The organism is Bacillus sp. FSL R5-0286 (genome assembly GCF_038593245.1).
Lineage (GTDB): Bacteria > Bacillota > Bacilli > Bacillales > Bacillaceae > Bacillus > Bacillus altitudinis.
Genome location: NZ_CP151977.1, coordinates 3,574,252 through 3,597,872, shown reverse-complemented (window position 1 = coordinate 3,597,872; position 23,621 = coordinate 3,574,252). Strand labels below are relative to the sequence as shown.

Genomic DNA, 23,621 nt, shown 5'->3' with positions numbered 1-23,621 from the left:
TCTTTTTGAGAAAAAGTCAATGGTTTTTCCTATTTATTTTCCTACATAAACAAATCAGCGACGAGAACACCAGCTAATCCAACAAGTGAAAGAACAGTCACCATTAATGTCCAAGTTTTAAAAGTTTGGGCCATCGACAGATTAAAGTATTCTTTGTAAATCCAGAAACCCGCATCATTCACGTGAGAGAATGTAATACTGCCGGCGCCTGTTGCAATCACCATTAATTCTGGGCTGACTCCCGTCAAGCCAATCAGCGGTGCAGAAATGCCAGCTGCTGTGAGACCCGCGACAGTCGCTGACCCTAAAGAGACACGAAGGACAGCTGCAATCAGCCAAGTGAGGAGCAGAGGAGACAGTGTGCTTCCTTGCATAATCCCTGCAATGTATTGATCAACACCGCTGTCAATGAGCACCTGTTTAAAGGCGCCGCCGCCTGCAATGATCAATAGAATCATCGCAATGGAACCAATTGAATCCGTAATCGACTTCATGACGTCCTGCATGCTCTTTCCTCTGCCAAGACCAAATGTGTAGATGGCAAGCAGCACAGAGATTAATAGGGCAATCGCCGGCTCACCTAAAAACTCAGCCGCCGGTAGCAGCGGGGAGGACGGGAAGAAAATTTCTAAACATGCTCTGAATGTCATGAGCAATACAGGTAAAATAGCGGTGAAAATACTAATGCCAAAGCTTGGCATTTCCTCTTCTGTAAATTCCTTTGGATTAAACAAGTCCTTTGGAATGTGTGCATGCAGTTGATCTTTCTTAAATAGTTTCGTAAACAAAAGTCCGCCTACTAAAACAGCAGGAATGGCTAAAATAATTCCAACCAATAAGGTTTGTCCCATGTTGGCTTGAAATACATTGGCAATGGCTGTCGGCCCTGGGTGAGGAGGGAGGAAGCCATGTGTTGTAATGAGTGCAGCGACGAGCGGCATTCCCACATACAACACAGGAAGTCTTGCGGCTTGAGCAATGGTAAAGACTAATGGAATAAGAATAATGAATCCGGTTTCATAAAATAGAGCAATTCCGATAACAAATCCAGTCAGCATCGTCGCCCATTGGATTTTCCCGATACCAAAGCGGTCGATGAGTGTCATGGCAATACGCTGAGCACCACCAGAATCAGCCATCAATTTACCAAGCATCGCTCCAAAGCCAAGAACCAACGCCAGATGGCCGAGTGTACTTCCAAGCCCTTTTTCGACTGAAGCAATCGCTTCAAGTGGTGACATGCCTTCTAAAACGGCAACGATTAAAGAGACAATAATCAACGAAATGAAAGCGTTTAACTTAAAGACAACCATGAGTAAAAGTAATAACAAAACGCCAAGTCCGATAAAAACTAACGACATGATCTTTCCTCCTTTGTGCTGCATAAGGGAGCGTGAACGCTCCCTCTGCTTTATCCTTCAAGTATGTCTACTGCTTCTTTTAACGTATCCTTTGAGCCAACATTTCCCGGGAAAATCACATAAGACATAAATGGGAATTTGCTTTCTTCTCCTGTTTGCCAAACGGGAATACCTGGTTTGATTTGACCTGCGACGGTCGCACGTTTGACACTGAGTCCTCTTGTTCCAATATCGCTTGAGGTGATTCCGCCTTTGGCAATGAGGTACTTAGGGCGAATGGAGAGGCGCTGAACAATGCTTGTCACAGCATCACTAATCTGAACAGACAGTTTCAATTCTTCCTCTTGACGATCATCCCCAAGATCAAGCCGTTCTCTCCTTGTATAAACAGCAACCGATTGCCCGGTTGTTAAAAGCCGTTCAGTTTGTTGAATCACGCGGTCAATTTCCTCTTGAAATGCTTCAGGTTCTAACACGAGGTGTGTATCAAATTCAATAAATGCAATGTCTTTATTTTGCTGCAGCGCTCGCAATTGTTCGGTTGTTTTTTTGACATGGGAACCGACCATGATGAGGCCACCGTGCGTGCTTTCTTCCTGTATTAAGTCTTGTCTAGTTAATAGTGCTTGATCCTCAACACCGCCAAGCACTTTTGTGAGAGCTGCCGCACTTCTAAATAGAAAGTGCTGACCTGCTTTGATGGCATCTATGAGGGCAATGACAAAGACTTTGACATCGTCATAGTCTACTGCATTTACAACCACTTTTTGAAAATCCTTCACGGTCATCAGCTGATCCTTGATTTGTTCAATACGTAAAGCCCGGATATCTTCTAAAGAAATATAAGTAGTGTTTTCCTTAGTGAACGATCCGTTTGATTTCTCTTCGATCCATTCTCCGAGGTGAGAAGATTGAAATCCGAATGTACGATCCAATGCAAATTCTGTGTCACCAGCAGGAATTAATTCGTGACCTTCCTGTACGTAGTGAATATTGCCAATCGTAAAGCGGCCGCCTTCTTTAAAAAAGGGAAGAAGGATTTCCCCGTCAAATTGGCGGGAGCTTTGCTGTTCAATGGTCGTTCTGAGAATGTCAGTCTCTAGCGGGAAGTGTCCACGCAGGGTGGAGTCCCCCCGGCTGACAATGATGAAATCTTGATCAAGCCGTTCAGCCGTTTTCACAATCGTTGATGCGATCGTTTCATGAAGAACCGCCGTTTCTTTCTCTGTCATACTGCGAGAGTTGGTTAAGATAAAGAACATACGGCTGTCTTCAAGAAAACCAGCTTCAATGCTTTTCTCTGACCAATCGGTGAAAACAGAGACGCCGTGTACGGTTTGAATGCCTGTTGGGTCATCGTCTAATACAATCACTTTATGGTGGAAATGGTTTAGTGCTTGTTCGTATGCTGATTGAATGCGGTCTGAATCCGCTTTCGGAATGGCATTTAGTAACTCAATGCTTTGTTTCATAGAACCTCATCCTTTCTTCACTTCAACATGAGCCATTTTTTCGTAATATTGAACGATCCCACCGTGATCAAGTCCAGACTTTCCGTCCGCTTTGAGGGCGTGGAAGATTTCCAGCAGCTGACTAGAAAGCGGGAGAGGAACGCCGATATCGTGGGCAGTTTCCATGACATTGGTTAAATCCTTTAAGTTGATGTCAATACGTCCGCCAGGCTCAAAGTTTCGTTCTAAAATGAGAGGAACCTTCGCATCGAGTACAGCACTTCCTGCCAGTCCACCTCGGATGGCTTCATACATTTTATCAATCGCAATGCCAGACTTAGCGGCAAGGACGAGTGCCTCGGACATGGCAGCGATATTTAAGTTGACGATGATTTGATTCGCAAGCTTTGCGGTTGTCCCGCTTCCATTTGAACCAACTAATACGACATCTTTGCCCATGGCATAGAGGACATCCTTTACTTGTTCAAAAATCTCTTTTTCTCCGCCCGCCATAATCGCAAGTGTCCCGTCTATCGCCTTTGGCTCTCCGCCACTGACAGGAGCATCGATAAATTCGACCTGATGCTGTTTTGCCAGTGCCGCTAATGCTCTAGAAGTAACAGGTGAAATAGAGCTCATATCTATAATAATCGTGCCAGGTCTTGCTGTAGCCAATATGCCTTGTTCACCTGCTACAACTGCTTCTACATGCTCACCTTTTGGAAGCATCGTGATTATGATATCGCTTTCAGATGCTGCCTCAGCAGCTGATGCAGCGGCATTTGCGCCCACTTCTTTTAATGCTAGAACAGCTTCTGTATGAATATCGAAAACAGTCACAGTATGACCGGCTTTTAATAGATTGAGTGCCATAGGTTTCCCCATAATGCCTAATCCAATGAATCCAATTTGCTTTGCCATTTTGTCCGCCTCCTATTTAGAAACCCCTTACAAAAAGCGCTTTCTTTTCTTTTTGTTAGTATATATACTACCGATTTAAATTAATAGTAGGAAATAAACTATTGTTCATTTAATGTACATGACGAAATAGGAATGTGTCAACGGAAAATATGAGAAAAGTCACAAAAAAAAGACCGGAAACAGCTCCGGTCTATGGTCGATTATGTTTTATTTTTAGCTACAGCTAATCGAGATCGTTTGACGTTGTCGATTGCATTTGATCCTAATTCTAAAACAGCTGTGACGTACAAAACATCAATAATCACAAGCTGATTAATACGAGAAATCATTGAGTCAGAACGATAGGTTGTTTCTCTCGATGAACTGAGCAGATGAAAGTCGGATTTCTTGGCGAGCTCTGATTTCGGATAGCTCGTAATCGAGGCGACCGTTGCACCTTTTTCCTTTGCAAATTGCACGGCATCAAGGATTTCTCTACTTTCTCCTGAATGTGAGATCGCGACGATAAAATCATGTTCCGTTGCATGTGTTGCAATCATATTCATCATATGAGGATCACTGCATAGACTCACTTCAAAGCCAAGCTGGAGAAACTTATGATAGGCATCTCCGGCAATAAAACTGGAGGCACCTGCTCCAAAGAAGACGGTTTTATGAGCCTGTTTCATTTGCTCAATAAATTGTGTCACAGCTTGGTCTTCTAAAATATGTTTCATATCCTGAATAGAGTTGGTGGTTAACTCTATGACCTTATGTTTAATATCTGCGACACTATCAGATGCTTCGATCTCACCGTATATGGATTGAGGTGTATTGGTCGCAATATCCTGCGCGACATGGACACGAAACACTTGATAGGACTCATAGCCAATTTTTCGCAGAAAACGAAAGATCGTCGTTTCACTTGTGTTGCATTCAGCAGCGAGTGCACTAATCGAATGAAGCACAACTTTCTGAGGGTTTTGTAAAATGTAATTGGCAATCTTTTTCTGGGTAGGGGACAAACTATGAAATGTTGTCCGGATATGACTAAAAATATTCTCTTCTATGATAAACACCACACTTCATCTAACATTCTATCTTAAGCATACAGGAACTTATGAAAACGGTAAACAAACCTCACATGAAAAATAAAGAATAATATGGAAGAAAACACTTCTTTTGGTTCTTTTGTCATGGTATACTCAATTGGTAATAGACAAAAATGGGGGTTTTTACTATGACAATGAAAAAAGGCCTAACGATCAGCCTGCTCATTTTTTCGCTGATTGTTTCATTGTTTGCGCCAGTTGGATCTGCGGATGCCAAACAAGTGAAAAAAGCAAAAGTAAGTACACACTATTATAAAAAGAAAAAAACGTTTAAATATGCACAGGTGAAAAACCTTAGTAAAGCGCATATGAAAACCATCAATCGTGATTTAAAAGATGATATTGCATTCTCTTATTCTACGTACTTGTTCTTAAAGGACGAAGCGAAAAAAGAAGGCATTGGGAAGATCACATACGAGAGATCGTTTAAAACGAAATTTAACAATGGGAAGAAACTAAGTATCCTAAACTATGATTACATGAATGACGGTAGTATGCACGGGGATACGATGGTTACGAGCATGAACTATGTGTTAACAAAGAAAAAAACAAAGCAACTGTACTTTACAGATGTGGTAAAAACAAAGAAAAAGCGTACAAAAGTAAGAGATTATATCTATAACTACACAAAGAAGCATAAAAGTAAATTCTATGCGAATCTGAAAAAAAGCGATATTCAAATCGGCTACGACACGCAGTACTACTTCACGAAAAAGGGAATCGCTGTTGTCTTCCAGCCATATGAAATTTCACCGTACTATGTAGGAATTCCTATGATTCAAGTACCTGCGAAGGTGTATAAATAAACAAGAGAAACGGCCATGAATTTGGTCGTTTTTTTATACTTAAAAAGAGCCCCTGGTGACGAGGCTCTTCTTTTTACATTTATACTTGTTTGGGTGCATCGTTTAGTGGGTGACGGCGTTTGCCGTTGTAGTGGCGGCGCATACGAAAGATTTCAAACTCCGAAAGCTCTGCGCTTTTTCGTTTTTGGGTGCGGTTATCTTTTTTGAAAGAGAATAGTAAGTAGCAGCAAAGTGAAGCGATAATCAATAAAATCATCATATGACATTCCTCCAATTCATCCTATTCTTTAAGTGTAGACAGGGTGAGTGATGTTTATAACTGAAAATAGTTAGCAAATAGCGTTTAGTTCTAAAGGTTTATTCTGGATGTTTTTTTAGGTCTAAAATACTGGTTGTTTTTAACTATTATATTTCCAGTTATTTCACTCGTCAAGAAGAATTTTTCTGGGGTTGTCTCTATTAGTACGATTAAGTGTCATAAAAGTTTCAGAAAATTGTAAACTTTTATTAAAAAACCGTTCCCGAACAGGAACGGTTGTAAACATGTTTATGCTTTTTCTTCAAATAAACGTGCAATTTCCACGATCACTTCTGACGCTTTCAGCATGTTCTCTACAGAGATGAATTCATATTTACCGTGGAAGTTTTCCCCGCCAGTAAAGATGTTTGGCGTTGGAAGTCCTTTATATGAAAGCTGTGAGCCATCTGTACCGCCGCGGATTGGTTCAATGACAGGTGTCACTGAGCGGTTTTCCATGGCTTCATGAGCGATGTCTACGATATGTTTGACTGGCTCAATTTTTTCTCTCATATTGTAATATTGATCCTGAATGCTAAGGGTGATGCTGTTTTCACCGTAGACTGCTTTTAAGTCGTGTGCGATTTTTTCAAACAGTGCTTTGCGCTTGTTGAATTTCTCTTTATCAAAATCACGAATAATATATTGCAGCTCTGCTTCTTCTACTTCTCCTACAAACCTCGTGAGGTGGAAAAAGCCTTCGTATCCTTCTGTGTATTCTGGAGATTCATCTGAAGGAAGTTTGTTGTGAAAGAGCATGCCGATCTTTGCAGCACTGACCATTTTGTCTTTTGCTGTCCCTGGATGGACGTTGTTTCCTTTAATTGATACTTTTGCACCTGCGGCGTTGAAGCTTTCATATTGAAGCTCTCCTAGCGGGCCGCCGTCAATCGTATAAGCATAAGAAGCGCCAAAGGCATCAACATCGAATTTGTGAGGTCCTCTGCCGATCTCTTCATCTGGTGTGAAGGCGACACGAATTTTTCCATGCTTGATTTCTGGATGCTCAATCAGGTAATGCATGGCGGTCATAATTTCTGCGATACCTGCTTTGTTATCTGCACCAAGCAGGGTCGTGCCATCAGTCGTGATGAGCGTATGTCCTTGGTATTTTTGTAAATTTGGAAACTGTGCTGGAGATAATACGATATGTAGATCTTCGTTTAACGTGATGTCCCCGCCTTGATAGTTCTCATGAATCTGCGGTTTCACGTTCTTGCCAGTGAAGTCAGTGGCTGTGTCGATATGAGCCAGGAAGCCAATGGTTGGCACTTCTTTGTCTGTGTTAGATGGGATCGTGCCCATGACATAACCGTTTTCATCCATTGTCACTTCTTGAATGCCGATGGATTTCATCTCTTCAACTAGCTGCCTTGCTAAGTTCAGCTGTCCTTCAGTGGATGGGCAGCTCTCTATGTCTGCATCAGACTGTGTATCCACTTTTACATAACTTGTGAATCGCTGGATCATTTCCTCTTTCATCAATACGTCACTCCTTTTGTAGAATATGTTCATTTTATCATGTCTTGAATGCGCTTCATAACAAGAAAGGCTTTCTCTGACAATTAGAGAGGAAAAAGACCTACTTTTATTTTGCGGTGTGCTGAATGGTTCTTTAGGGTGATTTTTTTGGGTGTCTTTTTATTTATAATGAGGACATATAAAATCATCCATTTGTACGTTAATTTGGGAGAAAGGGGTGCGAAAGTTGGATTCTAGTCAAACACTTGCACTCGCTCAAAAGTTCCAGGAAGCTGCTGATGGCATTCGGCAGTCGAAGCAGCTGCTTGAGAATCGGCTGAAGGCAGTTGGATCAGGCTGGCAAGGGGAAGCAAGAGATAAATTTGATCAAAGCTTTGAGGAAACAGTGACACGCTATGATCAATTTGAAAAGGACTTGCTTGAAACAAGTCAGGAACTGCGGGATGCTGCTGTCAAAATCGAGGAACGTAAAGCTGAAATCGCCAGAATGGAAGAGCTTGAGCGAAAAAGGCGAGAAGAACGGAGAGAAAGAAACCGAGAAGGGAGATGATGTGATGGCGCGTGACATTGTAGTAGATCCAGATCAGCTGACAGGGCTGGCGAATGATTTTGTAGGAGAGCTTTCGGCCATCGAAACAAAGCACCACGATTTACATAGTGAACTGGATGGCCTCATCCTAGGCTGTGATCCCCGTTATCGAAGCTGTTTTTCTGGAGTAGGAGATGCATGGGGTTCTGGACAAGCCTTAATGAGCAAATTGAGCAGTGACGACATTGCCATTCGTCATGCAACGGATAAAATGGTCGAAGCTGATGATATTTTAAGGAAAATGTACAGTCTTTATGATCAATATGGTACACTCACGAGCCTAGCTGGTATTGTGATGATGCAGGCAAAATACTATGGGCTTGGCATGACGACCTTTATTAAAGAAAATGGCCGCTATGCTGCGCAGCATTCAAAGCTCCTTCTTGATGTGACCGGACGGGTAGAAGGAACGAGATTTGACCGGTTGGCAAGGATTTGGCTGAGTAAAAAAGAATTATTAAAACGATCCAATTGGTCGATGGCTGACCTGGTCCATAAGAAATTTACGAAATTTTATCCTAGCGATACAGTTGCGTTCACGAACAGTGTACGTGATTTCACAAAAGGAAGTATCAATTGGAAGGACACAGCTGGCATCAAGTCTGTTCTGAAAAATGGTGCAAGGTTTGCGAAAGGAAATGCCATCATTGCAACGGTCGTCACGGGTGCAACAGAAACGGTTGGCTGCGGTCTGAAAATTGCGGAGAACTATGCAGAATTTGGGGATCAGCCAGAAGTTCTCAAGCGTGAAAATGCAAAGGCTGTTGGAAATGCAGTGAATAATACGGTCTTTATTGCAGGCGGATCTGTTGCAGGTGCCGTTGTGGGCGGCGCTCTTGGAAGTTTTGCAGGACCGATTGGAACAGTCGTTGGCGGTGCGATAGGATCAGCAGTAGGTGGCTTTATTGGTGAAAAAGTCGCCAAGCTTACTTCTGGTTTTGCAGAACAGGTCGCAGTGAAATTAAAAGACCCAATTCATGCGGTCGTCGATCAGGGCAAAAAAGCATTTGAACTGGCAGGTCAAGGTGTTAAAGCAGTCAATGACACCATTGATCAAGCAAATCAGGTGATACATAAAGGAATAGAAAAAACAAAAGAAACCGCAGATTCGCTGTTGAAAGGTGCAGGTGATTTCTTGAAGGGCGCATTTTCTTTTGGATAAGGAGAGATCAAGTTGGATCAGCTAAGTCTAAGTATCGAGGAACTCATCTTTAGTTTTTACAGTGAAGGCTATTTTGAGCAAGGGATGTCTTTAAAGGAAGCCTATTATCCAGATGTAGAGGATGAACGTCTTGGATTTTTATTTGAAATTGCATGTCGCTCTTTGCTGGCAAAAGACGTGCTGGAATTTCGAAATAGACAATACCGTTATAAAGAAAAATACCGGCATTTCATTCAAGCCATGAACGATGCATCACATACAGTGAAAGCTTCAAGGTTTGGTGCATTAGATGAAGAGGTCAGTACGTCCTTTCATACGACTCAGGCAGGTGTGTATTCACACCATACGCTTTATGATCAACAAGTGCATCAGATTCACAAACTAAAAGACGATCAGCAGACTGTGGAGCAAGTGACAACCTTTTTGAACATACACATGAGTGAACACCTCACACCAGTCATCAATTTGCAGGGGGAAGAATTTGAACTGCTGTTAGAACAAGCCAGTCAAGGGAATGATGATTGGCCTTCTTTTCTAAATAAAGCAGAGAACCAAGAGCTTGTGCGGGCATTTGTTTCTGATGTAAGGGTCAGAAAAGGAAAAATGGATTCTTTGATGAAGGTCACTTATGATAAAAATAATACGCCGGATGTAGAGTCTATGATATTTGTTATTCCGGGGCAGAAGCATTCTTGGCTAGTGTCGGGCATGAAGGAAAATGAATTTCGGATAGAGACGGCTCATAGGGACGGATTACGTTCTATATTCTAATGGAGAAAAGGAGAATGGCGCTTGAATCCAAGTGAAGTAATAGAAGTGAGGAGCAGACCCTTTCTAAGAGTATGGGCATTCTTAGCAACGGGCGGATTTGGCATCATTGGTATTTGGTTATTTTCAGAAGCTCTTACATTTGAATCGAATTATACGTTGTTTTTATTTTTAGGCGGATTATTAGGCATTGTCTATGGGTGGATCTCTTTTTTGATGATTCTTCCGGCTTTTACGAAGAGGGGAAATGTGATTTTTCGCATTCAGCGAGGAGAGAATGGCGCTGTTTTATACCGGCAACAAACAATCCCTTTTCAAGACATACAATCTATTGATATGCGCAGGCATCGTTACAGTATCAGGGGATTTCTGTTCATGGATGTGCTCATTCGGAAAATTGATGGGAAATTGATCAAGATTCCGGCGTACAGTATTTTAGATGAAGAAGTATTTGAGCAAACGGTGAAACAAGACATTTATCCATATTTACATGAGACCGCCCAAGAGAATTGGAAACAGCAGCATGGTCATGGTGAAAAGCAGAATCAATAGATGTTTTCGCCATCATTCCATGAGGTGAGACGCCACTTTTTTTAAGAAATCGTGTAAGATGTCAGTAAAGACTGAACAATCAAGAGGTGATGAGAGATGGACAAAGAAATGGTAATTGACCTCGTCACAGAACAAATGGCACGAATTCGAAAAGAAAAAGACTATACACAGGACCGTATGGCTGAGGTGCTTGGGCTATCCAAACGGCATTTGCAGCAGGTAGAAAAGAATCGTCTTCGCCTCAACTGGACGCAATCTGCGGCCGTATGTGCATTATTCAGGGATAGTGACATTTTAAAAGGGACACTTGGGGATGATCCGCTTGAGATTTTGGAAGTCGTCGCCCACGATGAATTGCATTTATCTGTTGAACGTACGATTGGCGGAAAGGTTTGGTGGCGGACGTCTGTGAGAAAAGGTACGTTTCGTCTTCAGCAGAATGTGCTAAGTCAGCATTACCGCATCTTAGATGATGAGAATTATCGCTATTATAGTTCCTTTAATAAAGAAGAAGCGAAGCGGCGGTTAGAGGAATTAAGTGAGCTGTCGTAAGCAGAAAAAGAGAGGTCCCTCTATGACAGGGACCTCTCTTTTTTGTGTTGTTTATACTTTCAGAGTGTTTTTCGCCCGAATAAAGGCAACAAGCTGTTTAATTTCTTCATCTGTTAGTGGAACGCCGTCTACATGGATGGTTCCTTCTTTTGCTTCCGTCAGCTCAATTTTGATATCAGAGATTTTGCGTTGTATCTCTGGCTCGTCCGTTCTACCAAGTAAAAAATCAATGGACGTATCATACAAATCAGCCAGCAGTTTCACTGCTTCAAGCGAAGGTCGTCGGTACCCAGATTCGTAACCGGCATAGGTGCTTTTGGCGATACCTAGGCGATCTGCCGTATGCTGGAGAGACCATTTTTTCTTTTTTCTAAGGGTGGTTAAACGATCGAGTATCATACATGAACGCTCCTTTATATACAACAACAGTATATCATATTTTGACAAAGAGTGTACGCGTTATGCGTAATAATTTCTTGATTAATTCGCGTTATGTGACTATAATGGCAATGAAGGTACGCGTAAAGCGTATATTATAGAATAGCACAAGCTGGCTTATAATATGTGTGACAAACGAAGTAATTTTACTGAAAGAGGTGGACCTGTTGAAGAAATTATTGCTTTTAACCACTGGTGGGACGATTGCATCTGTAGAAAGTGAAAATGGTTTAGCTCCAGGTGTTAAAGCTGAGGACCTTTTAAGCTATTTAAACGAAATTAATGCAGACTACACAATGGACACAAAGTCCCTAATGAGTATAGATAGTACCAATATGCAGCCTGAATACTGGGTTGATATCGCAACAGCCATTTATGAAAATTATGATCAATATGACGGATTTGTCGTCACGCATGGTACGGACACAATGGCCTATACATCAGCAGCACTATCGTATATGCTGCAAAATCCTGATAAGCCAATTGTCATTACAGGGTCTCAAATTCCAATTACGTTTAAGAAAACAGATGCGAAGAAAAACATTACAGATGCGATTCGTTTTGCATGTGACGGTGTTGGCGGCGTGTATGTCGTGTTTGATGGCAGAGTCATTCAAGGAACTCGCGCAATCAAACTAAGAACGAAAAGCTACGATGCATTTGAAAGTATTAACTACCCATATATTGCATCGATTGAAAATCATCAAATTGAATATAATAGCAAAGTAAAAAGATCATCAATGAAACCGCTTAAATTAGATGCATCCTTGAACACAGACGTTTGTTTATTAAAACTGCATCCAGGACTGAAGCCTGAGTTTTTAGATTCAATCAAAGGGTTGTACAAAGGAGTCGTCATTGAAAGCTACGGCAGCGGCGGAATTCCTTTCGAAGGAAGAAACCTTTTAGAAAAAATCAACGAATTGCTGGAAGAAGGCATTTCTGTTGTGATCACCACTCAGTGTCTCGAAGAAGGAGAAGACATGAGTGTGTATGAAGTAGGACGTAAAATCAATCAAGAACTGGTTGCTCGTTCAAGAAACATGAACACAGAAGCTATCGTGCCAAAGCTCATGTGGGCATTAGGTAAAACAACAGATCCACGAGAAGTGAAAAAGATTATGGAAACGCCAATCGCAGAAGATTTAGTGATTTAACTATTCTATAGAAAGCAGGTCATACGAGATGGTTCAAGCAACTTATCGTTACGAGAAGGATTTTCTAGGTGAAAAAGAAATTCCCGCAGACGTGTATTATGGTGTTCAAACGCTTCGTGCAAAAGAGAATTTCCCGATTACAGGATATCGCATGCATGAAGAACTCATTCGAGCATTTGCCATTGTCAAAAAAGCAGCAGCTCAAGCCAACATGGAAGTCGGACGTTTATATGAAGGAATTGGAAATGCGATCGTTCAAGCTTCAGATGAAGTCATTGAAGGCAAATTCCATGAATATTTCATCGTAGACCCGATTCAAGGCGGCGCAGGAACGTCTATGAATATGAATGCCAATGAGGTCATTGGAAACAGAGCCCTCGAGATCATGGGACATCAAAAGGGCGAATACATTCATTTAAGTCCAAACACACATGTGAACATGTCACAATCGACAAATGATTCGTTCCCAACGGCGATCCATATTGCAGTACTCAAGCAGTTAGACATTTTACTTGAGACGATGCAGGCCATGCAGGACGTATTTCAAAAGAAAGCAAAAGAATTCGATCATGTCATCAAAATGGGGCGTACTCATTTACAAGACGCTGTTCCGATCCGTTTAGGACAAGAGTTTGAAGCATACAGCCGTGTGCTGAGCCGAGATATTAAACGAATCAACCAATCAAAACAGCATTTATATGAAGTAAATATGGGTGCGACAGCTGTTGGGACAGGCCTCAATGCAGATCCTCGCTACATCGAAATCGTCGTGAAGAAGCTTGCTGATATTTCTGGACTGCCATTAGTAGGAGCAGAGCACCTCGTAGATGCGACGCAAAATACAGATGCATACACAGAAGTATCTGCTGCCTTAAAAGTATGCATGATGAACATGTCTAAAATTGCGAATGACCTTCGCTTAATGGCATCTGGCCCACGTGCAGGTCTTGCTGAGATTGCATTGCCAGCCCGTCAGCCAGGATCATCCATTATGCCTGGAAAAGTCAATCCAGTCATGGCAGAGCTCATTAACCAAATCGCATTCCAGGTCATTGGGAACGACCACACCATCTGTCTTGCTTCTGAAGCAGGCCAGCTTGAGTTAAATGTGATGGAGCCTGTTCTGGTCTTTAACTTGCTTCAATCTATTAGTATAATGAATAACGGATTCCGCTCATTCACAGATCACTGCTTATCGGACATCGAAGCAAATGAAAAACGTTTGAAAGAATATGTCGAAAAAAGTGCAGGTGTCATTACTGCGGTAAACCCTCACTTAGGCTATGAAGCCGCGGCTAGAATCGCAAGAGAAGCCATTTTAACAGGACAATCGATCAGAGATCTTTGCCTGCAAAATGATGTGTTAACAGAAGAAGAACTTGATATTATTTTGAATCCTTACGAGATGACAAAGCCTGGCATTGCGGGTGCAGAGCTCCTAGAGCGATAATAATATCAAAAATTTTATTTTATTAATATGTGGAATTGCCTGTGAAATAGAGAAAAACAGGCAATTCACTTTCTTTCGAATTGACACACTTTTTTCACAATATTTTGAAAACGCTTAACGCACGCACAAAGGGAGGAAACAAAATGAAAACACCACGTCTACCGTCTATTTTAGAAGTCGTGTCTGTACTTGGCTTATTTTTAGCAATTGTTTTATCATTCACTCTTTACTTCAAACTAGATATTCAGCTAGCATTGTTCATCTCATGGTTTATGGTTATCGCTTTAGGAATTCGTTTAGGGCATTCGTACAAAGACCTTCAAAATGCGATCACAAAAGGGATATCAAATGGATTAGAGGCTGTTTTAATCTTAATTGCAGTAGGTGCACTTGTTGGTACATGGATTGCCGGCGGTGTTGTACCCACGTTAATTTATTACGGACTGGAATTTATTCATCCTAATATCTTCTTATTAGCTACACTGCTTATCTGTTCTATTATGTCTGTTGCTACTGGCACGTCTTGGGGTACAGTTGGAACAGCAGGTATTGCGATGATTGCGATTGGCGAAGGATTGGGTATCCCATTACCGATCGTAGCTGGGGCTGTTTTATCTGGCGCTTATTTTGGTGATAAATTATCTCCTTTATCTGATAGTACTGTGCTCGCTTCCTCTCTTTCAAAAGTGGACGTGCTGGCGCATGTAAGAGCCATGATGGTTTTATCCATACCGGCCTTTGTGATTACGGCTATTATGTTTACAATTACTGGATTTATGTATGGTGGAAGAAATATTGATCAAGATAAAGTAGAGTTTTTAAAACAAGCATTGCAGGATACATTCACGATTAATATTTGGATGATCATTCCGGCAGTCATTGTTGTCCTATTACTTGTATTGAAAAAACCGTCAATGCCTGTTATCGCAATTGGTGCACTGCTTGGGGCAGTCTGGGCGATGGCATTCCAAGGAATGAACCCAGCTGATGCGCTTGGTACAGCTTATAACGGCTTCTCTATTAATTCAGATGTAGATTTCTTAAATACGCTGTTAAATCGTGGCGGTATTGTGAATATGCTTGGATCGCTAGTGGTCATTATTCTCGGACTTGGTTTTGGTGGCGTACTTGAATATCTCGGCGTCTTAAAAGTAATTGTCGCTACTTTCGAGAAGAAATTATATAATGCAGGAAATGTAACCCTATCTACACTTGTAGTAGCATTCTTTGCGAATATCTTTGGTTGTGCAATGTATGTCTCATTAATTCTTACACCAAAAATCATGGAAAAAAGCTATGACAAATTAAAATTAGACAGACGTGTGTTATCTAGAAACTCTGAGGTTGGTGGAACACTTACGTCTGGTATGGTTCCGTGGTCAGATAACGGAATTTACATGGCAGGGATTCTAGGCGTCTCGACATTCTCTTATTTACCATTTATGTGGCTGAGCTTTGTTGCGATTGGTCTTGCCATCATTTACGGATATACAGGGAAATTCATTTGGTACGTGAAAAATCAACAAGACTCAGAAGAATCGGCATCATAAGCCGCTGCAAAAGCCGCCCCTCCCCCGGGCGGCTTTTGTTTGTCCTAGGACCGTAAGACTATGTGTGTTTCCAGAAGGGTGGTTGTGTATTTTGACCCCCTATAAAAGAGGGCTTAAGGTGTGGTATGAAGCAGATTGAAAGCATATTTATACCATAAAAAGAGCACAAATCCCTATTCAAACATGAGTCTTTGAACCTTATAATAACAATATTGGAAAAAGTGCGATTCACCATTACGCTCGTTTAGAGGGACTCTAAGCAGCGTTTTTATTTTTGACAGGAGGAGGAACCCATATGAGCTTATCGGATATGCTGTCTGCCCTTAACGGTGGCATTTCAAATAAAAAGGCAGAGATCGAAGAGAAAATTGCTCGACTCAAAAAAGCAAAAAGTAAGGTTGAACGTGAACAAGATGCGGCAGAAACAGATCTAAAACAAATCAAGCAGCCAAAGCTTGGGGCCTCTTGGAAAGGTGAGCGGAGCCAAGATTTCAAATCAGAGCGAAATGAAGCGCATGATGCGCTGCAAACGATCGTAAGCGATAAATACCCACGCTACGTGAGCCGAATCGAATTCAAAATCAGTACACTAGAAGCAGAGCAGGCTGCCTTATCCTTTGCCAGCTCTTTAGCTGGAGATGCCGCACGTTTGGCTGAAAAAGGAGAAGACGCAGTAGAAGACGCAAAACGCTTGATCTCAAAAGCATGGAGCAGCTTGTAAGCGAGCTTCATGCTGAACAAACCTGGAGGATATCATAATGGGACAAATTAAGTTAAACTACCAAACAGTGATGGATAAACTAGATGAAGTCTCCCAAGCAGTTGAAGCTTTAACAATGAAAAAAGCAGCAGATAAAGCTGGTGAAAACAGCCTTGAATTTGTAACCAAATGGACGGCACGTGAAGCAGAGGTGGGCGAAATGGTCTCAAGCTTTAAAGAAGCCTTGATCAAAAACGTTCAGGATACACGCTCAAATGTGAAGACGCTAAAAGAACAGGATGAGGCGATTGCGGCAAAATCATAAGCCCTAATCGTTTTATTGATAGCGTAGCTGAATACGATGTAAAATATAGTCGTAAAGACTCATATATAATTCGGGATTTATGACCTTAGATTATTCCGTTTTTCTTCCAAACACCATGTTAAAAGGACACCTTTTCCCTATTTAAGACTAAGGCTTTTCACCTTATACTATACTTAATGAAAGCGAACGATAGAAATGTCAGGACTGGAAAAAGCAGATGATCTGCTCGGTTTCAAAAACGCTGACGCCGTGCTTTCTTATGAGGTCTAATAGAGGTGGATGACATGAGTTTATCCGAGATGCTGCACCATCTGCATATGGGGATTGAAAACAAACGTGCAGAATTTGACGAAATGATCTCTCGGTTAAAGACAGCCAAAAGTAATATTCGAACAGAACAAGATCTTGCGCAGTCTGACATAAAGGAAATCAAGAAGCCTGCTCTAGATTCGTCATGGAAAGGTGAGAGAGGAACGGACTTTCACCGTCATCGGAAAGAAGCCTATCACGTGCTACACGACATTGTGAACAATGAGTATGAAACCTATATGACGGAGATAGACCAAAAAATTATGCACTTTGAGTTAAAAAAAATGGAACTCGCTGTCGCCAGTAATTTTGCAGGAAGAGCCCAAGATGTGATGGAAAAGGGCGAGGATTTTGCAAAGGATGTCAAACATTTAATTGAACGGGGCTGGAAAGCTCTTTAATAAAATAAACGAAACAGCCGGCTGAACAAGCGGCTGTTTTTTTGGTTTAGTCACATCCGCTGCTACCACCAGAATCACCACCGCAGGAGGCATCAGAAGCGTGATGTGTATACGAATCAGTATAGTTACTGGTTGTTGAACTGTGATGTGCAGAATGCTTAGAAGATGAACGCTTATCTTTTGGTGTAAACATGTGGGCGGTAATGGCGCCTAAAGTAGCTAGTATGATGATGATAACAAACATGATGTATCCCTCCTCTTGTTTCATATTCATACGTATGAGCCATAACAAAGTTCCCGGTCGGAAAGAAAAACTGGGCAAAGAGTTCTATTTTCGTTTATGATGATAGGCAAAAGTAATTGACCAAGGGAGGGGAGTCTATGTTATCTCTACGTCAGGAGGAGCTGTTGAGGCGGTTAATGCAGGCAGAGCAGGAGCTGACAGGTGAAGAAATTGCACGCCTGATAGGCGTCACATCACGAACAGTTCGAACAGATATGAAAGCGCTTAAATCAATATTAGAAGCACATGGGGCAACACTTCATATGAAACGTGGAGCAGGGTATACATTGACTGTCGAAGATTATGGAGCATTTCGTACTTTTTTGAAAAACTCAATGAGAGAAAGAAATGAAAAAAAGAATCAAGTCATTCCAAATCAGCCGGAGGATCGTATCTCTTATTTATTGAGAAGGCTTTTATTGTCCGAAGACTATATGAAATTAGATGAATTGGCCGAGGAATTATTTGTGAGTGAATCTACTGTGAAAAATGACCTGAAAGCAGTCAAGCATATTTTCTCTTTACATGGCCTCTCTGTTGCACACCGTCCTAAATATGGACTGAGGCTGACTGGAGATGAAATGAAATTAAGGTATTGTCTAGCTGAGCATGTGTTTCAGCAGGAGCATCCGAACCCTGCCCTTTTACCTGAAGAAACATATCAATTGATTCAAGATATGGTGCGTTCACGTACAAAGGCAAGCGGCCTTCATGTGTCAGAGATCGGTTTAAGCAACTTAGTGACACATATCGCCATTGCGTGCAAACGAATTGAAGAGAAAAAATTGGTCATGATGCCGGAAGGAGAACTCAAAGACATTCAAACACAGCCCGCTTTTCAAGTGGCGAGGCAAATGGCAGAAGATATGCGTCACGTACTCGGTATAGATTTTCCATTATCTGAAATGGCCTATATTGCGATTCATTTAATGGGGGCAAAAATGATGGCGTATGGAGAAACGGGCCACACGCTATTTCACATGCTTGATGAAGAGCATTTCCGTTTAACTCACCAATTACTTGGTTATGTCGAAGAGCACATGTCACTTGATATTCAGACAGACAAGGAATTGATTGTGGGACTAAGTCTTCACCTGAGATCAGCGATTCATCGGTTCCGATATGATATGAACATCCGTAACCCCTATTTATCAGACATAAAAAGGCATTATCCGATTGCCTTTGAAGCAGGTGTCTATATGGGAAGATGGCTGAAGGAAAAAGAGAATGTAGAGATTCATGAAGATGAAATCGGATATTTGGCGCTGCATATTGGTGCTGCCATAGAGCGGACAAAAACTCAGACTGTGAGAAAAAAATGCTTGATTGTGTGTGCAACGGGTGTCGCAAGCAGTCAGCTTCTTCTCCATAAGCTGAAGGCCGCCTTTAGCGAAAGGCTAGAGATTGCTGGAACTGCAAGTGTCAGTGACCTTTTGTCGTATGACTTGAGAAGTATCGATTTGATCATTAGTACCATCCCGCTTCAGAACACACTACCTGTGCCAGTGATTGATGTACATACGATCCTCAGTGAAGACGATATGTCGAGGCTGAAACGATTTGTACAGGGGTCACAAGAAATGGGGGTCTTGCGATATATCAGTCCGAAGATGACTTTTTTTCAGCAAGATCTACAAACAAGGGAAGAGGTTCTTCAATTTTTCGTGAATGTATTGCAGGAACAAAACCGAATCCCCGATGATTTTGAACAGCTATTGCTGGAAAGAGAGGAAGTGTCACCTACGTCGTTCGGTCATTTGGTCGCGATCCCTCACCCAATCAAACCGGCAACAGATGATACGTTTTGTGCGATCTGTACGTTGAGAAAACCAGTGCTGTGGGGCGAAGATCGGGTACAGGTCGTCTGTTTGTTAAGTATACAGAAGACGTATCAGAAAGAATTGCAGTCACTTTATCAATTTCTTGTGCGTTTGACAGAGCAGAAGGAAGTGGTGGAGCAAATCATCAAAGCTGCTTCATTTGAAGAACTGACGGCGGCGCTGCACGTGTTGGAACAGCCAGATGAAAAAAAAGGACACCCATTTCCGCATCTGTGAGGAAAAAGATTAGATGTTAATGAAAGCGCTTTTAAAATAACATCAAAAAGGAGGATGATCACGAGTTTTTGTAAAGGGGGAGACGGATCATGAGCTTTAAAGAGAGAGCGGCCGACGTCATGGGACATGTCGCTTATCGTATTACAAATCAGAAATATATTATGGCGATTAAGCAAGCATTTGTCACATTAATGCCAATCATCATTACGGGGGCTTTTGCTGTACTGGTCGCAAATATGATCATGAGCCCGGAAACGGGGCTTGCCCATTTTGAGATATTCAGGTTTTTAGCAGAGCTTCAGCCAATTATGAAGGCAATCAATTATGCCACGCTGAACTTTTTAACGATCGGGGCTGTGTTCCTCATCGGGATTGAGCTCGGGAAAATCAATGGACATAAATCGTTATTCCCAGGATTAATGGCATTGATTTCATTTATATCCGTTATTCCGACGACACTTCTTCTTGAAGTCGATGGATCGATGCGTGAGGTTGTTGATGTGCTGGCGAGGCAATTCTCCGATCCAAAAAGCTTATTTTTGGGTATGATCATTGCCATCGTCTCTGTAGAGATTTTTTGTAAGCTTACCGAGGTGAAGTGGCTGCAAATTAAGATGCCAGATTCTGTTCCATCAAATGTGGCGACGTCTTTTTCTTCACTTTTCCCATCAATTATTACGATTACAATCATTAGTTCATTCGGGTTTGCGTTTCACCGTGTGACAGGCATTTATTTGCATGAAGCGGTGTATAACGTCGTGCAGCGTCCGCTTGAAAGTGTTGTGCAGGGACTGCCTGGTATTTTAACGTTAATGTTTGTGGCTCAATTTTTCTGGGTGATCGGTATACATGGCAACCAAATGATTAAACCGATTCGCGAGCCGCTGTTATTAGGATCAATTGCAGTGAATATGACAGCATTTCAAGAGGGCAAAGAGATTCCAAATATTATCACGATGCCATTTTGGGATGTGTATATGAGCATTGGTGGTTCGGGTGTGACGATTGGTCTGTTGATCGCCATTTTTATAGCGGGTAGAAGGGAAGAGATGCGTAGCATTGCCAAGCTTTCATCAGGACCTGGACTGTTTAACATCAATGAACCAGTTATTTTCGGATTACCTGTCATGTTGAACCCTGTGATGGCGATTCCGTTTATCGTTACACCACTCGTGACAGGTACGATTGGTTATATCGCAACCGCTACAGGTTTTGCCGGGAAAGCGGTGGTGATGGTGCCGTGGACGACACCTCCGATTGTGAATGCTTGGCTGTCTACCGCTGGCAGTATGGGGGCTGTCATCACACAGCTCATCTGTATTGTTGTCGCTGTTTTCATCTATTTACCTTTTGTTCTCTTATCCAACCGGAAGCCAGAAGCAGCACCTGATTCAGAATAGAAGGAGGGCTCATGAATGAACATGCAATTTAGATGGTATGGCAAAGAAGATCCTGTCTCCCTTTCATATATTCGGCAAATTCCCGGCATGAAAGGGATTGTCAGTGCCGTCTATGATGTGCCGGCTGGTGATCTGTGGCCGGAGGAAAGTATTGCTCATTTAAAAGCGGAAATCGAACGTCACGATCTTGCTTTTGAAGTCGTAGAAAGTCTCCCGATCCATGAAGATATTAAGCTGGGAAAGCCTAGCCGGGATGTTTATATCGAGCATTATCAAGAAAATATCCGGAGATTAGCAAGGCATGGTGTGAAGGTCATTTGTTATAACTTCATGCCAGTCCTTGATTGGACACGAACACAGCTCGATTTCCCACTAGCTGATCAATCGACGACCCTTGTTTATTTTCAGCATCAGCTTGAACAGATGGATATAGAAAAAGATCGACTTTCCTTACCCGGGTGGGATACGTCTTATACGCAGGAAGAAATGAGAAAGTTGATGGCTGCATACAGGGCATTGGGTGCGGAAGGGTTGTTTGAGAACCTAGACTATTTCTTGGGAAATATCCTTCCAGTTGCAGCGGAAGAGAACATGAACATGGCACTGCATCCAGATGACCCTCCTTGGAACATATTTGGTCTGCCCCGCATTGTCAGTTGTGAAGAACAAATAGATCGTATCCTTCAGCTCGATGAACGCTCACAGCATGGACTGACCTTTTGTTCCGGTTCCCTAGGCTGTAATGCGAAAAATGATGTTCCTTCACTTGCGAGAAAGTATGCCAAAAAAGGGCGTATACACTTTGCTCATTTACGCAATGTCAATTTATATGAAAACGGTGATTTTGAAGAGTCGGCACACCTGTCGTCAGCAGGCAGCCTCGATATGGGAGCGATTGTGAACGCATTGTTTAAGGAAGGATTTGCTGGCTATGTCCGGCCAGATCATGGACGAATGATCTTTGGTGAGACGGGCAGACCTGGCTATGGATTATACGACCGAGCACTTGGAGCTATGTATTTACAAGGGATGTGGGAAGGACTTCAAATTCACACGAAGAAAGGTCAGGTGGCAACATGAACAAAATCGACATACCCAATGACTTTATTCTAGGTGCTGCGGCTTCTGCTTGGCAGACGGAGGGTTGGAAAGGGAAGAAACCGCATCAGGATTCGTATATAGACCTTTGGTATAAGGAGGGGTATCACGTATGGCACGAAGGATACGGACCAGCAGGAGCAACGAATTTTTACGAGCGCTATCCTGAAGATGTAGCCCTTATGAAGGAAATTGGGTTATCTCATTACCGGACATCGATCAATTGGTCGAGGTTTCTCATAGATTACGAGAATGGAATTGTAGATGAGACCTATGCTCGTTATATTGATGATTTCATCAATGAATTACTTGAAGCAGGTGTAGAGCCAATGTTTTGCTTAGAGCATTATGAGCTTCCTGCCGTTTTGCTTGAAAAGTACGGCGGTTGGTCATCTAAACATGTTGTCGAGCTGTTTGTTCTCTATGCAGAAAAGGTGTTTGAACGCTATGGAGACCGGGTCAAACATTGGTTTACCTTTAATGAACCAATTGTTGTTCAGACTCGTGTGTATCTAGATGCTATTCGTTATCCTTTCGAGCAAAATACGAAGAAATGGATGCAGTGGAACTATCATAAAGCCTTGGCGACATCAAAAGTGGTGAAGCTTTTTCAGGAAATGGGCTTGAAGGAATCAGCCGGTGCAAAAATCGGGGTCATTCTCAATCCAGAAGTGACGTATGCGAGATCGACTGCTCCGCATGATCAAGAAGCGGCCCGCATGTATGATTTGTTTTTTAATCGAGTGTTCTTAGATCCCTCCATTAAAGGCGAGTATCCAGAAGAACTGCTTGATGTATTGAAAAAGCATGACATTCTTTTCGATGCAACGGAAGAAGAGCTTCAGATCATTAAAGATCATACAGTCGATGTGGTCGGTCTTAATTTATACTATCCGCATCGCGTTAAGGCACCTAGCAAGGCTTGGAACGAAAATACACCGTTTCATCCATCTTATTATTACGATCTATTTGAGCTCCCAGGGAGAAAAATGAATCCATTCAGAGGCTGGGAAATCTATCCGAATATCGTCTATGATATGGGCATGAGAATAAAAGAAGAATACGGCAATATCGAGTGGTTTGTGGCTGAAAACGGTATGGGGGTCGAGCAGGAAGAGCGGTTTAAAAACGAAGACGGCATCATTGATGATCAGTACCGAATTTCATTTATCAGCCAGCATTTGAAAAAAGCCCTCCAAGCGAAAAAAGAAGGTTCAAACTGCAAGGGGTATATGCTGTGGGCTTTTACGGATAATGTCTCACCGATGAATGCATTCAAGAATCGCTACGGATTAGTAGAGATCCAGCTGGAGAAAGAACGGAATCGCCAAATGAAAGCGTCAGGATACTGGTACAAGACATTAATCCAAACGAGGAAATTAAGGGATGAACCAGATGTCATTTATCAATAGGAGTGATG

24 protein-coding genes are annotated in these 23,621 nt (G+C 42.1%); 16 read left to right on the top strand and 8 right to left on the bottom strand.

Annotation, left to right across the window (positions count from 1 at the left end; genetic code table 11):
• Nucleotides 1-41: 41 nt before the first annotated feature.
• The 4 genes from NST24_RS18620 to NST24_RS18605 all read right to left on the bottom strand — a co-directional run bounded on the left by NST24_RS18620 (nt 42) and on the right by NST24_RS18605 (nt 4,791).
• A complete protein-coding gene (locus NST24_RS18620) occupies nt 42-1,361 on the bottom strand; it encodes a gluconate:H+ symporter (RefSeq protein WP_008345676.1) in 1,320 nt (439 codons plus the stop codon).
• A 50-nt stretch (nt 1,362-1,411) separates the two neighbouring features.
• Complete coding sequence (locus tag NST24_RS18615) at nt 1,412-2,833, bottom strand: four-carbon acid sugar kinase family protein (RefSeq protein ID WP_144679028.1); 1,422 nt, start codon at nt 2,831-2,833, stop codon at nt 1,412-1,414.
• A gap of 6 nt (nt 2,834-2,839) precedes the next feature.
• Complete coding sequence (gene garR / locus NST24_RS18610) at nt 2,840-3,733, bottom strand: 2-hydroxy-3-oxopropionate reductase (RefSeq protein ID WP_039165040.1); 894 nt, start codon at nt 3,731-3,733, stop codon at nt 2,840-2,842.
• A 200-nt stretch (nt 3,734-3,933) separates the two neighbouring features.
• Entirely contained in the window at nt 3,934-4,791 is an 858-nt protein-coding gene (locus NST24_RS18605) for a MurR/RpiR family transcriptional regulator (RefSeq protein ID WP_024719230.1), read from the bottom strand.
• 161 nt (nt 4,792-4,952) lie between these two features.
• Here NST24_RS18605 and NST24_RS18600 point away from each other — a divergent pair, with 161 nt between their 5' ends.
• Nucleotides 4,953-5,630 carry a DUF3298 and DUF4163 domain-containing protein gene (locus tag NST24_RS18600; protein WP_024719231.1) on the top strand — a complete coding sequence of 226 codons (678 nt, stop codon included), beginning with the start codon at nt 4,953-4,955 and terminating at the stop codon, nt 5,628-5,630.
• Between the two features lie 79 nt (nt 5,631-5,709).
• Here the strand turns inward: NST24_RS18600 and NST24_RS18595 are convergent, their stop codons facing one another.
• On the bottom strand, nt 5,710-5,889 hold the full coding sequence (locus NST24_RS18595) for a hypothetical protein (RefSeq protein WP_008345664.1): 180 nt from the start codon (nt 5,887-5,889) through the stop codon (nt 5,710-5,712).
• Between the two features lie 288 nt (nt 5,890-6,177).
• A complete protein-coding gene (gene pepT, locus NST24_RS18590; protein WP_024719540.1) occupies nt 6,178-7,410 on the bottom strand; it encodes a peptidase T in 1,233 nt (410 codons plus the stop codon).
• 226 nt (nt 7,411-7,636) lie between these two features.
• Here pepT and NST24_RS18585 point away from each other — a divergent pair, with 226 nt between their 5' ends.
• From NST24_RS18585 to NST24_RS18565, 5 genes are all read left to right on the top strand, one after another.
• Nucleotides 7,637-7,960: a WXG100 family type VII secretion target gene (locus tag NST24_RS18585; RefSeq protein WP_008345659.1), complete on the top strand. Its 324-nt coding sequence runs from the start codon at nt 7,637-7,639 to the stop codon at nt 7,958-7,960.
• 4 nt (nt 7,961-7,964) lie between these two features.
• Nucleotides 7,965-9,161: a glycine zipper domain-containing protein gene (locus tag NST24_RS18580; protein WP_058337105.1), complete on the top strand. Its 1,197-nt coding sequence runs from the start codon at nt 7,965-7,967 to the stop codon at nt 9,159-9,161.
• 12 nt (nt 9,162-9,173) lie between these two features.
• Nucleotides 9,174-9,932: a hypothetical protein gene (locus NST24_RS18575; protein WP_256688837.1), complete on the top strand. Its 759-nt coding sequence runs from the start codon at nt 9,174-9,176 to the stop codon at nt 9,930-9,932.
• A 21-nt stretch (nt 9,933-9,953) separates the two neighbouring features.
• Entirely contained in the window at nt 9,954-10,481 is a 528-nt protein-coding gene (locus NST24_RS18570; RefSeq protein ID WP_056704059.1) for a YfjD family protein, read from the top strand.
• Between the two features lie 96 nt (nt 10,482-10,577).
• Nucleotides 10,578-11,033, top strand: a complete 456-nt coding sequence (locus NST24_RS18565) for a helix-turn-helix transcriptional regulator (RefSeq protein ID WP_008345651.1) — start codon at nt 10,578-10,580, stop codon at nt 11,031-11,033.
• Between the two features lie 51 nt (nt 11,034-11,084).
• Here NST24_RS18565 and NST24_RS18560 read toward each other — a convergent pair whose 3' ends face one another.
• On the bottom strand, nt 11,085-11,432 hold the full coding sequence (locus NST24_RS18560; protein ID WP_017368336.1) for a helix-turn-helix transcriptional regulator: 348 nt from the start codon (nt 11,430-11,432) through the stop codon (nt 11,085-11,087).
• A gap of 206 nt (nt 11,433-11,638) precedes the next feature.
• On the opposite strand from NST24_RS18560, the gene NST24_RS18555 reads away from it, so the two are divergent.
• The 6 genes from NST24_RS18555 to NST24_RS18530 all read left to right on the top strand — a co-directional run bounded on the left by NST24_RS18555 (nt 11,639) and on the right by NST24_RS18530 (nt 17,363).
• Complete coding sequence (locus NST24_RS18555; protein ID WP_017358664.1) at nt 11,639-12,628, top strand: asparaginase; 990 nt, start codon at nt 11,639-11,641, stop codon at nt 12,626-12,628.
• 28 nt (nt 12,629-12,656) lie between these two features.
• Nucleotides 12,657-14,078, top strand: coding sequence for an aspartate ammonia-lyase (gene aspA, locus NST24_RS18550; RefSeq protein WP_342462098.1), 1,422 nt, complete (start codon nt 12,657-12,659; stop codon nt 14,076-14,078).
• Between the two features lie 143 nt (nt 14,079-14,221).
• Nucleotides 14,222-15,628 carry a Na+/H+ antiporter NhaC gene (gene nhaC, locus NST24_RS18545; RefSeq protein ID WP_342462097.1) on the top strand — a complete coding sequence of 469 codons (1,407 nt, stop codon included), beginning with the start codon at nt 14,222-14,224 and terminating at the stop codon, nt 15,626-15,628.
• Between the two features lie 295 nt (nt 15,629-15,923).
• Nucleotides 15,924-16,349, top strand: coding sequence for a DUF5082 family protein (locus NST24_RS18540; protein WP_008345637.1), 426 nt, complete (start codon nt 15,924-15,926; stop codon nt 16,347-16,349).
• 37 nt (nt 16,350-16,386) lie between these two features.
• Nucleotides 16,387-16,653 carry a YwqI/YxiC family protein gene (locus tag NST24_RS18535; RefSeq protein ID WP_008345634.1) on the top strand — a complete coding sequence of 89 codons (267 nt, stop codon included), beginning with the start codon at nt 16,387-16,389 and terminating at the stop codon, nt 16,651-16,653.
• A gap of 284 nt (nt 16,654-16,937) precedes the next feature.
• Nucleotides 16,938-17,363 (top strand): DUF5082 family protein, encoded by a 426-nt coding sequence (locus NST24_RS18530; protein ID WP_024719536.1) that lies wholly within the window; start codon nt 16,938-16,940, stop codon nt 17,361-17,363.
• A gap of 46 nt (nt 17,364-17,409) precedes the next feature.
• On the opposite strand, the gene NST24_RS18525 is transcribed toward NST24_RS18530, so the two are convergent.
• Nucleotides 17,410-17,607, bottom strand: a complete 198-nt coding sequence (locus NST24_RS18525) for a hypothetical protein (protein ID WP_039165063.1) — start codon at nt 17,605-17,607, stop codon at nt 17,410-17,412.
• Nucleotides 17,608-17,744: 137 nt separating this feature from the next.
• Here NST24_RS18525 and NST24_RS18520 point away from each other — a divergent pair, with 137 nt between their 5' ends.
• From NST24_RS18520 to NST24_RS18505, 4 genes are all read left to right on the top strand, one after another.
• A complete protein-coding gene (locus NST24_RS18520; protein WP_342462096.1) occupies nt 17,745-19,703 on the top strand; it encodes a BglG family transcription antiterminator in 1,959 nt (652 codons plus the stop codon).
• Between the two features lie 89 nt (nt 19,704-19,792).
• On the top strand, nt 19,793-21,103 hold the full coding sequence (locus NST24_RS18515) for a PTS transporter subunit EIIC (RefSeq protein WP_024719533.1): 1,311 nt from the start codon (nt 19,793-19,795) through the stop codon (nt 21,101-21,103).
• A 15-nt stretch (nt 21,104-21,118) separates the two neighbouring features.
• On the top strand, nt 21,119-22,183 hold the full coding sequence (uxuA, locus tag NST24_RS18510) for a mannonate dehydratase (protein WP_249855504.1): 1,065 nt from the start codon (nt 21,119-21,121) through the stop codon (nt 22,181-22,183).
• Nucleotides 22,180-23,613, top strand: coding sequence for a glycoside hydrolase family 1 protein (locus NST24_RS18505; protein ID WP_217967698.1), 1,434 nt, complete (start codon nt 22,180-22,182; stop codon nt 23,611-23,613). Before uxuA ends, NST24_RS18505 begins: the two co-directional genes overlap by 4 nt.
• The last annotated feature ends 8 nt before the right edge of the window (nt 23,614-23,621 follow it).

Excerpts from the sequence above, each read along its gene's own strand:
- NST24_RS18620 (WP_008345676.1), bottom strand. The coding sequence starts at position 1,361 with ATGTCGTTAGTTTTTATCGGACTTGGCGTTTTGTTATTACTTTTACTC.
- NST24_RS18615 (WP_144679028.1), bottom strand. The coding sequence starts at position 2,833 with ATGAAACAAAGCATTGAGTTACTAAATGCCATTCCGAAAGCGGATTCA.
- garR (WP_039165040.1), bottom strand. The coding sequence starts at position 3,733 with ATGGCAAAGCAAATTGGATTCATTGGATTAGGCATTATGGGGAAACCT.
- NST24_RS18600 (WP_024719231.1), top strand. The coding sequence starts at position 4,953 with ATGACAATGAAAAAAGGCCTAACGATCAGCCTGCTCATTTTTTCGCTG.
- NST24_RS18595 (WP_008345664.1), bottom strand. The coding sequence starts at position 5,889 with ATGATGATTTTATTGATTATCGCTTCACTTTGCTGCTACTTACTATTC.
- pepT (WP_024719540.1), bottom strand. The coding sequence starts at position 7,410 with ATGAAAGAGGAAATGATCCAGCGATTCACAAGTTATGTAAAAGTGGAT.
- NST24_RS18580 (WP_058337105.1), top strand. The coding sequence starts at position 7,965 with ATGGCGCGTGACATTGTAGTAGATCCAGATCAGCTGACAGGGCTGGCG.
- NST24_RS18565 (WP_008345651.1), top strand. The coding sequence starts at position 10,578 with ATGGACAAAGAAATGGTAATTGACCTCGTCACAGAACAAATGGCACGA.
- NST24_RS18560 (WP_017368336.1), bottom strand. The coding sequence starts at position 11,432 with ATGATACTCGATCGTTTAACCACCCTTAGAAAAAAGAAAAAATGGTCT.
- aspA (WP_342462098.1), top strand. The coding sequence starts at position 12,657 with ATGGTTCAAGCAACTTATCGTTACGAGAAGGATTTTCTAGGTGAAAAA.
- nhaC (WP_342462097.1), top strand. The coding sequence starts at position 14,222 with ATGAAAACACCACGTCTACCGTCTATTTTAGAAGTCGTGTCTGTACTT.
- NST24_RS18540 (WP_008345637.1), top strand. The coding sequence starts at position 15,924 with ATGAGCTTATCGGATATGCTGTCTGCCCTTAACGGTGGCATTTCAAAT.
- NST24_RS18535 (WP_008345634.1), top strand. The coding sequence starts at position 16,387 with ATGGGACAAATTAAGTTAAACTACCAAACAGTGATGGATAAACTAGAT.
- NST24_RS18530 (WP_024719536.1), top strand. The coding sequence starts at position 16,938 with ATGAGTTTATCCGAGATGCTGCACCATCTGCATATGGGGATTGAAAAC.
- NST24_RS18525 (WP_039165063.1), bottom strand. The coding sequence starts at position 17,607 with ATGTTTGTTATCATCATCATACTAGCTACTTTAGGCGCCATTACCGCC.
- NST24_RS18520 (WP_342462096.1), top strand. The coding sequence starts at position 17,745 with ATGTTATCTCTACGTCAGGAGGAGCTGTTGAGGCGGTTAATGCAGGCA.
- NST24_RS18515 (WP_024719533.1), top strand. The coding sequence starts at position 19,793 with ATGAGCTTTAAAGAGAGAGCGGCCGACGTCATGGGACATGTCGCTTAT.
- uxuA (WP_249855504.1), top strand. The coding sequence starts at position 21,119 with ATGAACATGCAATTTAGATGGTATGGCAAAGAAGATCCTGTCTCCCTT.
- NST24_RS18505 (WP_217967698.1), top strand. The coding sequence starts at position 22,180 with ATGAACAAAATCGACATACCCAATGACTTTATTCTAGGTGCTGCGGCT.